Raw genomic sequence first — 10,765 nt, 5'->3', positions numbered from 1 at the left:
TCTGTTTAGGTAAGGCACTAACAGGCGGCTATTTGACCTTATCCGCCACACTGACCACCCGAAAAGTGGCAGAAACCATCAGTAACGGTGATGCTGGGTGCTTTATGCATGGGCCGACATTTATGGCAAACCCACTGGCTTGCGCGGTGGCCTCGGCCAGCCTGAGTCTATTGGCAGAGAATCGCTGGCAACAGCAAGTGGCCTCCATAGAAATTCAATTGAAACAAGCGCTTTTACCATTGGCAGAGCATAAAACAGTCGCTGATGTGCGGGTATTAGGGGCTATCGGGGTGGTGGAAATGAAGGAACCGGTTAACGTCGCTCGCCTGCAACGCGGTTTTGTCGAACAAGGAGTGTGGATCAGACCTTTTGGCAAGCTTATTTACCTGATGCCACCTTATATTGTTTCGCCAGAAGCATTAACCCGACTGACAGATGCAGTGGCTTCTGCCGTGAACAGTGCCAATTAGAAAAATGACCTTATTGGCGTCATTGTCGCAGTCAGTTTGGATGCGGACAGCGCACAGTAACCGGAGCGTACAAAAAGTACGTGAGGATTACGAGCACTGCCCAAATTCAAAATGGCAAGTAAAATAGCCTATTTCGCCAATATGCTGACCCACATTGGGCCTTTCCCAACCGGATAGCGCTTGAGGGTTGTCAACTCACCGCTAGTCTGATCGATACGATATACTGCGATATGATCAGATTTCTGGCCGGAAGAGATCAGGAACTGGCCGCTGTGGTCGATATTAAAACCGCGCGGCTGGGTTTCAGTCTGATGATGACCCACTAACGCAATCTCACGACCATCTTCAGAAACACTAAAAATACCCAACAGACTGGCAGTACGATCACTAATGTACAAATGGCGGCCATTTGGCGTGATGTGGATATCAGCTGCCCAACGGGTGTCAGTAAAGTCGGCAGGCATGGCATCCAATGTTTGAATGATCTTATATTCCTGGCCGTTATCGCTGATTTGATATACATCAACCGAGCTATTCAGCTCATTGACACAATAAGCGACCTGCTGATTAGGGTGGAAAGCCATATGGCGTGGGCCAGCACCGGCGGCAACAGTCACATCAGACTGCGCATGTGGCGTCAATTTGCCCTCGGTACTCAAATTAAATAAGCGCACTTTGTCTTCTTTCAGGCAAGGCACCAGCAAGATTTGATTGGTTGGGTCAATATTTGCTGAGTGTGGCGCGGGTAGATTATCAAGTTGCTGAATAGGCGCTTGTACCACACCATGTTTATCAATAGGGCTGATACTGACACAATTGAAACTGTAAGAAGCAGAGAACAAGAAACGGCCTTGCAGATCCGTACCAATATGAGTTGGACTACCTGGCAACGGTGCCATACCGGCAGCAGTCAGGGTGCCATCATCGGCAATGTTATAGCTGACGATGCCAAAATCAGGACGAACGCCAACATACAAATGACGCTGATTCGGGTTGATTGTCATCGGCTGCACCTGGCCCGGTACTTCCACCGTTTGCAGTAAGGTTAATTCACCGGTGGAACCTAATTGCCAGACATGGATCTGCTGACTGTCTGGGCTTGCCACGTAAACCACTTGCTTCATCTTTACTCCTTAGTCGAACTTGTTGGGCAACACTATTTTTTATTAACGCATGATTGATACCCTAGCTTACCTGACTGAGCAGATCCACCGTCGCGCGTTTTAAAACTAATGATGCTGACCATCCCCAGTCAGGTTTAATCAACTGCTTATCCGGTGTACCATCAGAAAATACTGTGCAAACATATTATTTCTCGCCTTGGGATTAGCATCACTATGACATACCGTATTATTGCATTGGATTTGGATGGAACGCTGCTGGACAGCAAGAAACGTATTTTACCTGAATCTTTGTCCGCACTGGCGCAAGCCCGCGCCGAAGGAGTCAAGGTTGTGGTCGTCACGGGTCGCCATCATGTGGCGATTCATCCGTTTTATCAAGCGCTTGAGCTCGACACCCCGGCAATTTGCTGTAATGGCACTTACATATATGATTATCAAGCCAAAAAAGTTTTAGATTCCAACCCATTAGAACCTCAACAGGCAGTTCAGGTATTACAGTTGCTAGAGCAAAGTGATATCCACGGGCTGATGTATGTCGACGATGCGATGCTTTATCAACAGAGTAGCGGGCATGTCGTTCGCTCCCTCAATTGGGCCGAATCATTACCCGTTGCCCAACGCCCGACCCTGCTTCATGTCGATAGCTTGTTAGATGCCGCCCACAGTGCCAATGCTATTTGGAAATTTGCCACTTCCCATGCTGATATCGACCAGCTAAAAACATTTGCGAGCAAAGTAGAAGATGAAATGGGGCTGGCATGTGAATGGTCGTGGCATGATCAAGTGGATATCGCCCAAGCCGGAAATAGCAAAGGAATGCGCCTGCAACAATGGGTTGAATCTCAAGGTTTGAGCATGAAAGATGTGGTCGCTTTTGGTGACAATTTTAACGACCTGAGCATGCTTGAGAGTGCCGGTTTAGGTGTGGCGATGGGCAACAGCGCTGATGCCATCAAACAACGGGCCGATCTGGTGATTGCCGATAACGAACAACCGGGTATTGCTGCGGTTATCCGCCAGCATGTGCTGGCATAATCGAGTTGGTTAAAAAAAGCTCGCCGCGGTGAAGACAGGCAGATCGTAAAGACGCCGTAAACCCTTCCATGGGGGCTCGAGCCGCGCCGTCCTGGCGCGGACGCTTTACTCCTCTGCCTATCCTCACCACTTGAGATCGAGTTGTAGAGGTTTGCATCTCTCAATTCTTACGATTAAACGACACACTTTTTATCTGTGCATACACCCACTGACCGGGTTTCAGCCCCAGTTCATCCCGCGCCCACGGCGTAATTCTTGCCCATAACCATTGGTCGCCAACAGCCAGTTTGACATCAATCTGCCCATCAACTTCAAGGCATTCGGCTATTTTGACCGGCAAAATGTTGCGAATACTGCTGTTTTGCGGTGGCTGTAATACCAATGAGACATCGGCCGCATTTATCCGGATGCGCATTGATTCACCCTCTTGCGCCTCCAGCTTTCCGACCCATAACCGCTGGTCGCCTAATGCCAGTGCTGTCATCGCGTAACGGTCATGATGACCAATGACACTCACTCGCAATATGCTGCTCGGCTCCTCCCGTTGCAGCCACGGACGTAATGCACTACTGGCCCACACCTCCTCCAGGCCACCAACAGCACGAACTTTACCTGCATCCATCACCACCACTTGATCCGCCAAACGTAAAATCTCGTCCATACTGTGGCTGACATACAATATCGGTGTATTGACGTCTTGCGCCAGCCGCTCCAGATACGGCAACAGCTCACGCTTACGCGGTAAATCCAGTGAGGCTAAAGGCTCATCCATCAACAACAACTCAGGGGCAGTCAGCAAAGCACGACCAATCGCTACTCGCTGTTTTTCGCCACCAGAAAGGGTTAACGGGAAACGCCCTAATAACGCCTCGATACCCAACAACCCCACAATGGTATCAAACTGCCCGCGCATGGACGGATTCATACCATATTGCAGGTTACCCATTACGCGATAATGGGGGAACAAACGCGCATCCTGAAAGACATAACCTACCCGCCGTTTTTCCGGTGGCAGATAAATATTCTGTTCTGCATCCACCAGCACCCGGCCATTAAGCACAACTTTGCCTTGCTGCGGGCGAGTCAAACCACCAATCACATTGATCAGCGACGTCTTGCCGGCTCCCGACAAACCAAAAATAGCGGTAATGCCTTGGGCGGGTAAATTAGTGCTCACTTGCAAATGCAAATCACCCAGTTGTTGGCTGAAATCCAGTTCTAGCATGGTACCCCCATGCGCTTTTTACCCCAACGGGCCAGCCATTCAGACAACAACAGAGAAACCAGCGACAAAATAATGGCAATAATACACAGCCGCGCCGCCGCTGCTTCAGCACCGGGCGTTTCAATTAGGGTGTACATGGCCAATGGAATGGTACGAGTTTCGCCGGGAATATTGGAAACGAAAGTGATGGTGGCACCAAACTCCCCCAGCGAACGGGCAAAAGAAAGCACCGTACCGGCAATCACACCCGGTAAAGAAAGCGGTAACGTGATGGTGAAAAACACCCGCCACGGGTTTGCCCCGAGGGTACGTGCAGCCAGCTCCAGCCGGGTGTCAACCGCCTCCAGCGCCAGGCGGATAGCTCTGACCATCAATGGGAAAGCCACTACCGCCGAGGCCAATGCCGCACCACGCCAACTGAAACTGAAATTAATGCCAAACCAGCTATAAAGCCACTCGCCAATAAAACCGCGGCGGCCCATGCTTATCAGCAGTAAATAACCAATAACCACTGGCGGCAGCACCAGTGGTAAGTGAATAATGCTATCTAACAAAGACTTACCGGGGAAACGGCAGCGCACTAAAATCCATGCCATCAAAATACCTAATGGCAAACTGCACACCACCGCCACACCGGAAACCTTCAGGCTCAGAATAATGGCCTGCCACTCATACTCACTCAATATCATTAGCGTGTGGTAAATCCATATTTTTCGAAAATAACAGCCGCTGCCGGGCTTTTCAGGTAGTCATAAAAAGCAGTAACGGTAGGATTTTCATGACCCTTAACAATCGCCATTGGGTATTCAACCGGCTTATGGCTCGCTTCCGGGAATACCCCCACAACTTTCACTTTATTGCTGGCTATAGCATCTGAGCCGTAGACGATACCCAGTGGCGCTTCCGCCCGTTCGACCAGTGCCATAGCACTGCGCACGTTATTGGCTCGAGCCATTTCTGGCGCTAAAGTTGCCCAGGCACCTAAATTCTCTAATGACTCTTTGGCATAAATCCCAGCAGGAACATGATCAGGATCGCCAACAGCCAGACGGCCACCCTCTAACAATTTCTTCCAATCTGTTTTTTTATCAATCGCAACTTTGGTAATTTTGCTGTCTTTTGGCGCAATCAATACTAGCTCATTTCCTAACAGGGTATAGCGGGTGTTAGCAACCATTTGTTGCTTATCAATGGCATAATCCATCCATTGCTGATCAGCAGAGATAAACAAGTCCGCCGGAGCACCCTGCTCAATCTGGCGTGCCAGAGTAGAGGATGAAGCGTAAGAAGCGACCACATCAACTTGCTTCTCTTTTTTATATTGTGCCGCGATATCTTGCAGCGCATTGGTCAAAGAGGCAGCTGCAAAAACTGTAATATCTGCCGCCATGGCAGAACTGGAAAATGCTGCCAACAACGCTGCACTCGCAACCCATTTATTCACTTTACCGTATTGATTCTTCATCTTGTTCTCCGCATGAGTGATACCGCTATATACGTTGAAATATAACGTAACATCATGGGCAGGTCATGCAATTTATCGGCAAGATGTGAGGTATCTTGAGTTGTCACAATAGAAGTGAAGATAATGAAGCAAAAGATAAAAACGAAAATGCCCAGCGTCAATACGCCAGGCATTTATGAAATAGAGACAACTGCGTTAGAAACAGCAGCTATCTTACTTAAGAGCGTTCTTTCGTGTGACCCGTTTTAGAGATGATGTTAAACACCTCACCCAGTCCATAGATCATGCCCAAAATCACTGCCATCACTACGGGTACCATGACCACAGCAAAAAGCAGGCTTTTCAAAAGATCTAACATACTAACCTCTCATGACTACTTTATAGAGCGATAACCCACGTTATCACAATAACCAATAGATATCATTCTGTGTAAATTATATAAGCAATGAATGAATGCAGTTATTCTAACCCACACGAAAAGAATGTAACCTGCCAAACGTGCGATTGAGGCTTTAGCGCTACGCACTTGATGTCTATTGGATATACACCGACTGTTGAGTCACAATACGCGTTTCCCGCTGGAGCTAAAAATCATGCAGGCCGAAATCCTACTCACTTTAAAACTTCAGCAGCGACTGTTTGCCGATCCACGACGTATCTCATTACTGAAACAAATACAAAATACCGGTTCAATCAGTCAGGGCGCGAAACTCGCGGGTATTAGCTATAAAAGTGCCTGGGATGCCATCAATGAAATGAATACCTTAGCTGAGGAAACGTTGGTTGAGCGAGCAACAGGCGGCAAAGGTGGTGGCGGCGCTTTTCTGACTCGCTATGGTGAGCGTTTAATTCAGCTCTATGATTTGCTGGCGCAGATTCAACAAAAAGCATTTGATACTTTAAAAGACGACTCGATGCCACTGGATAGCTTGCTGGCCGCCATTTCTCGTTTCTCTCTGCAAACCAGCGCCCGTAACCAGTTCTTCGGTACGGTGATAGAGCGTGACCATCAGCAGGTTCAGCAACACATCAATATCTTGTTATCAGATGGGGAGACCCGCTTATCTGCGGCGATAACCCAGCAAAGTGCCGACCGGTTGCAACTTGTCGCGGGTAAAGAAGTGTTGGCGCTGATCAAAGCGCCCTGGATAAAACTGATCACTGATCAAGCGCTCGCGGGGGCAGCGGATAACTCTCTACCAGGCACCGTCAGCAGTATCGAGCCGGGTAATGAACACAGTGAAGTTATCGTGACGTTGACGGGAGGTGCCTGTCTCTGCTCGACACAAAATAACAGCGAGTTGCACAAACTGAATTTGCGCGTGGGAAGTGATGTTATTGCCCAGTTCAATGCTGATCGGGTCATCATCGCCACACTGTGTTGAATAATTCACGTTAGTTATCAACCGTAGATAAGCATTTACCTGTTGACATTTTGCCCCTTCCCGCCTATTCCTACACCTATTATTGTGTTGCAGAATATGGGAAAGATGATGTCTGAATTGCAAATAACGCAAGGTTGTTTTCGTCTGAGCGACACCCGGACACTCATCTTGCCAGAGTTACGTATCTCTTCTGGTGATATGCAGCAGACAAGTGATAGCTGGGCATTTGTGGGTGCCAATGGCAGTGGTAAATCATCGCTGGCCAAGGCTTTAGCGGGAGAACTTATCCTGCTTGGTGGCAGTCGCCAGAGCAATTTCAACCATATTGTGCGTTTGTCTTTCGAGCAACTGCAACAGTTAGTCAGCGAAGAGTGGCAGCGTAATAACACCGATTTACTCAGCGTCGATGAAGAGGATACCGGTCGCACCACGGCCGAAATCATCCAGGAAGAATTCAGCGACCCGCAGCGCTGCCAGCAACTGGCAGAGCAATTTGGCATTAGCCACTTACTCTCACGTCGCTTTAAGTATCTTTCGACCGGTGAAACTCGCAAAACATTGTTATGCCGGGCACTGATGCCACAACCCGACCTGCTGATTCTGGATGAGCCGTTTGATGGTTTGGATGTGGCCGCTCGTGCGCAGTTGGCCAGCATGTTGTCCACACTTTCAGCGCAAGGCGTCACTCTGGTTTTGGTGCTTAACCGCTTTGATGATATTCCCGATTTTGTACAATACGTCGGCGTACTGGCGGATTGCCAATTGACCCATACCGGCCCACGTCAGCAGATCCTTTCCCAAGCGCTGATTGCTCAACTGGCACACAGCGAAAATCTTGAGGGATTATTACTGCCAGAAACGGAAAACCCACAGCAGCAAGTTCATTTATCGCAAGACAATCCACTGATTGTATTGAAAAATGGAGTGGTAAAGTACAATGACCGCCCTATTTTGCATAACCTAAACTGGCAGGTGAATCCAGGCGAGCATTGGCAAATTATCGGCCAGAATGGCGCGGGGAAATCAACCTTACTCAGCCTAATTACAGGTGATCATCCACAAGGCTACAGTAATGATTTAACACTGTTTGGCCGCCGCCGTGGCAGTGGAGAAACCATCTGGGATATTAAACGTCATATCGGTTATGTCAGCAGTAGCTTGCATTTGGACTATCGTGTCAGTACCAATCTGCGCACGGTGATTTTATCGGGCTTTTTCGATTCAATTGGTATTTATCAGGCTGTATCCGACCGGCAGCAGCAACTTGCCGATCAATGGCTGGCGTTACTGGGGTTTTCTGCGACGACTGCCGATCAACCTTTCCATAGCTTATCGTGGGGGCAACAGCGCTTAGCCCTGATCGCCCGAGCGCTGGTAAAACACCCTGCGCTACTGATTCTCGATGAACCATTGCAAGGGTTAGATCCACTTAACCGATTGTTAGTGCGCCGTTTTATTGATGTGATGATCAGTGAAGGTGAGACACAATTGTTGTTCGTTTCTCACCACGCAGAAGATGCACCGCAATGCATTACCCACCGACTAACCTTTATTCCTGATGGCGATATTTATCAATATCAGCAGGAAAAATTGCCCAGCTAAATGAGAACAGCCTAGCTATATTATAATATTAGGCTCATCAAATAATGAGAGCTTTTCTCAACTGACGTGAGTTTTATCCACTAGCACTTATGCTACTATCGCCACCGTCAACCATCATTCAGGTTGACGGTGGATAATGATTATAGATTATTCATTTTATAATATTTTTAAGATTGAATAACAAAGGGATGACCTATGTGGGGCGTACTTGCTGCATCACTGCTTTTCTTATCAATTAACCGGGTACTTTCCCTGTTTCTGTTGGCTTTATCCTTATCTATTGCCCTGTATCACGGTGTTCTGACGTTGCCCTCAGCGGCATTTCTGTTGCTAACACTGGCAGTTGCGTTGCTACTAAAAAAATATCGTCAACAGAAATGGTTGGCCGCCGGATTAGAATTGCTGTTGGTGCTTACCGCCATTGCCCTATTCCTGCACTTGATTCCTGGTTTTAACAACTTGAAAGTGTTAGATAACGTAAAAGTGGGGCCCCTGAGCGCCGCCTTTAGTATGTATTACAATCTTGATAAGGCACTGGTTCCCTTTATTTTGCTGGCCTGCCTGCCCACCTTGTTTGTTGCCAAAAAACATCTCTCAGTTAGCCGGCTCGGCTGGTTAGGTTTGATTGTCAGTATCCCGGCATTGTTACTGCTGGCGGTTGCGCTAGGCGGTTTGAAAGTTGAAATGCACACTCCTGCATGGGTTGGCTCCTTTGTTATGGCCAATATATTTTTTGTTTGCCTGGCCGAAGAAGCGCTATTCCGCGGTTATTTGCAGCAACGCCTAAGTCAGTGCATCGGTAACTATCCTGCACTGCTGCTTACCGCGCTATTGTTCGGTGCCGCACATTTTGCCGGTGGCGCGCTGTTAATGGTGTTCGCTGCTCTGGCAGGGGTCATTTATGGTTTAGCCTGGCTGTGGAGTGGCCGTTTGTGGGTTGCAGTGGCATTCCATTTCGGCCTGAATTTAATGCATTTGCTGTTCTTTACCTACCCGCTTTACTCTACCCACTGATTTTTACTGCCAAGACCCGATACCATTTTATTCGCCAGTATCGGGTCATCGCATCATTAGCAGGACATTCCTGCTAAATGAATGGATGAGAACGCTACCACTGTGGTTATCTTAGTTATGTCCGAGTTTTCTCGATTTTTTAGCCTATCCTTGTTCATTCCCCTGTATTTATACCCTCACAGGGATTAAGCTAGCATAAAATTAAATGTAAACGATTCCATTATTGAGTGCAGATCACCTTTTCTCACATAATGGCATGCTATCTTTCTTAGACAAAAGTCATTCTAGGAGTCTTTTATGTACGTACTGGTAACAGGTGGTAGCGGTTACATTGGTAGCCATACCTGTGTGCAATTGATTGAAGCTGGCTATCAGCCAGTTATCCTCGACAATCTTTGTAATAGTAAATCCAGCGTATTAGCCCGGATACATCAATTGACTGGCTACACTCCTGAACTTTATCAGGGGGACATTCGTGACCGCGCCCTGCTCGATAAGATATTCGCCGCTCATCCTATTCACGCGGTCATTCATTTTGCTGGCTTGAAAGCTGTTGGCGAATCCGTCAGTAAACCATTGGAATATTACAATAATAACGTTTTCGGCACCTTAGTCTTGCTGGAGGCGATGCGCGCGGCTCAGGTCAAAAACTTTATCTTCAGCTCATCCGCCACCGTGTATGGTGATCAGCCGCAAATTCCTTATGTTGAAAGCTTCCCGACTGGCTCACCTTCCAGTCCGTATGGCCGCAGCAAATTGATGGTTGAGCAAATCCTGCAAGATGTGCAACTGGCCGACCCACAATGGAACATGACTATCCTGCGTTATTTCAATCCGGTTGGGGCCCATTCATCTGGGCTGATGGGAGAAGACCCACAAGGTATCCCTAACAACTTGATGCCGTTTATTGCCCAGGTTGCAGTAGGCCGCCGTGAATCATTGGCGATATTCGGCAATGACTATCCAACCCCTGATGGCACTGGGGTTCGTGACTATATTCATGTGGTCGATTTAGCTGACGGCCATGTTGCCGCAATGAAAAAGTTACACAATCAACCGGGTGTACATATTTTTAATTTGGGTGCCGGTGTTGGCCACAGTGTTTTACAGGTGGTCGAAGCATTCAGCAAAGCTTGCGGCAAACCGCTGGCCTACCATTTTGCGCCACGTCGTGAAGGTGATCTTCCGGCTTATTGGGCTGACCCCACCAAAGCCGCGGAACAACTGGGCTGGCGAGTCAGCCGCTCGCTGGACGAAATGGCGGCTGATACCTGGCGCTGGCAATCACAGAATCCTCAGGGCTATCCCGATTAAGGTGTTGTTATGACTGATTTTAACCCTGTGGATCATCCACACCGCAGATATAACCCATTAAGTGATCAGTGGGTATTGGTATCGCCTCATCGGGCCAAGCGCCCCTGGCAAGGTCAGCAGGAGTCGCCTTC

Annotated in this window: 11 protein-coding genes and 1 pseudogene; 7 read left to right on the top strand and 5 right to left on the bottom strand. The window is 48.3% G+C overall.

Features of this window, described 5'->3' with window-relative positions:
* Positions 1-470 (top strand): aminotransferase class III-fold pyridoxal phosphate-dependent enzyme (locus tag ACNSO8_RS04960; RefSeq protein ID WP_418394001.1); only part of this gene is annotated, 470 nt, incomplete at its 5' end.
* A 128-nt stretch (positions 471-598) separates the two neighbouring features.
* Here ACNSO8_RS04960 and pgl read toward each other — a convergent pair.
* Positions 599-1,594, bottom strand: coding sequence for a 6-phosphogluconolactonase (gene pgl / locus ACNSO8_RS04955; RefSeq protein ID WP_050131522.1), 996 nt, complete (start codon positions 1,592-1,594; stop codon positions 599-601).
* A 213-nt stretch (positions 1,595-1,807) separates the two neighbouring features.
* On the opposite strand from pgl, the gene ACNSO8_RS04950 reads away from it, so the two are divergent.
* Positions 1,808-2,629 carry a pyridoxal phosphatase gene (locus ACNSO8_RS04950; RefSeq protein ID WP_019081116.1) on the top strand — a complete coding sequence of 274 codons (822 nt, stop codon included), beginning with the start codon at positions 1,808-1,810 and terminating at the stop codon, positions 2,627-2,629.
* A 160-nt stretch (positions 2,630-2,789) separates the two neighbouring features.
* Here the strand turns inward: ACNSO8_RS04950 and modC are convergent, their stop codons facing one another.
* The 4 genes from modC to ACNSO8_RS04930 form a co-directional block, all read right to left on the bottom strand.
* Entirely contained in the window at positions 2,790-3,854 is a 1,065-nt protein-coding gene (gene modC, locus ACNSO8_RS04945) for a molybdenum ABC transporter ATP-binding protein ModC (RefSeq protein WP_005158969.1), read from the bottom strand.
* On the bottom strand, positions 3,848-4,543 hold the full coding sequence (modB, locus tag ACNSO8_RS04940) for a molybdate ABC transporter permease subunit (protein ID WP_005158971.1): 696 nt from the start codon (positions 4,541-4,543) through the stop codon (positions 3,848-3,850). Before modB ends, modC begins: the two co-directional genes overlap by 7 nt.
* Entirely contained in the window at positions 4,543-5,319 is a 777-nt protein-coding gene (gene modA, locus ACNSO8_RS04935) for a molybdate ABC transporter substrate-binding protein (protein ID WP_418394000.1), read from the bottom strand. Before modA ends, modB begins: the two co-directional genes overlap by 1 nt.
* A 217-nt stretch (positions 5,320-5,536) precedes the next feature.
* The gene (locus ACNSO8_RS04930; RefSeq protein ID WP_005158974.1) at positions 5,537-5,677 is read right to left on the bottom strand and encodes an AcrZ family multidrug efflux pump-associated protein; all 141 of its coding nucleotides are present in this window, start codon (positions 5,675-5,677) and stop codon (positions 5,537-5,539) included.
* Between the two features lie 235 nt (positions 5,678-5,912).
* Between ACNSO8_RS04930 and modE the strand changes: the two genes are divergently transcribed.
* The 5 genes and pseudogenes from modE to ACNSO8_RS04905 all read left to right on the top strand — a co-directional run.
* Positions 5,913-6,704 (top strand): molybdenum-dependent transcriptional regulator, encoded by a 792-nt coding sequence (gene modE, locus ACNSO8_RS04925; protein ID WP_050131524.1) that lies wholly within the window; start codon positions 5,913-5,915, stop codon positions 6,702-6,704.
* A gap of 108 nt (positions 6,705-6,812) precedes the next feature.
* Positions 6,813-8,306, top strand: a complete 1,494-nt coding sequence (gene modF, locus ACNSO8_RS04920) for a molybdate ABC transporter ATP-binding protein ModF (protein WP_050131528.1) — start codon at positions 6,813-6,815, stop codon at positions 8,304-8,306.
* 195 nt (positions 8,307-8,501) lie between these two features.
* On the top strand, positions 8,502-9,320 hold the full coding sequence (locus ACNSO8_RS04915; protein WP_019081123.1) for a CPBP family intramembrane glutamic endopeptidase: 819 nt from the start codon (positions 8,502-8,504) through the stop codon (positions 9,318-9,320).
* Between the two features lie 297 nt (positions 9,321-9,617).
* On the top strand, positions 9,618-10,634 hold the full coding sequence (gene galE / locus ACNSO8_RS04910; RefSeq protein WP_005158984.1) for a UDP-glucose 4-epimerase GalE: 1,017 nt from the start codon (positions 9,618-9,620) through the stop codon (positions 10,632-10,634).
* Positions 10,635-10,643: 9 nt separating this feature from the next.
* Positions 10,644-10,765, top strand: a pseudogene (locus ACNSO8_RS04905) (galactose-1-phosphate uridylyltransferase); the annotation flags it as partial.

The organism is Yersinia sp. LJYL362 (assembly GCF_048323875.1).
Note: the sequence above shows the minus strand (reverse complement) of the source record. Positions and strands in the feature narration are given on the sequence as shown.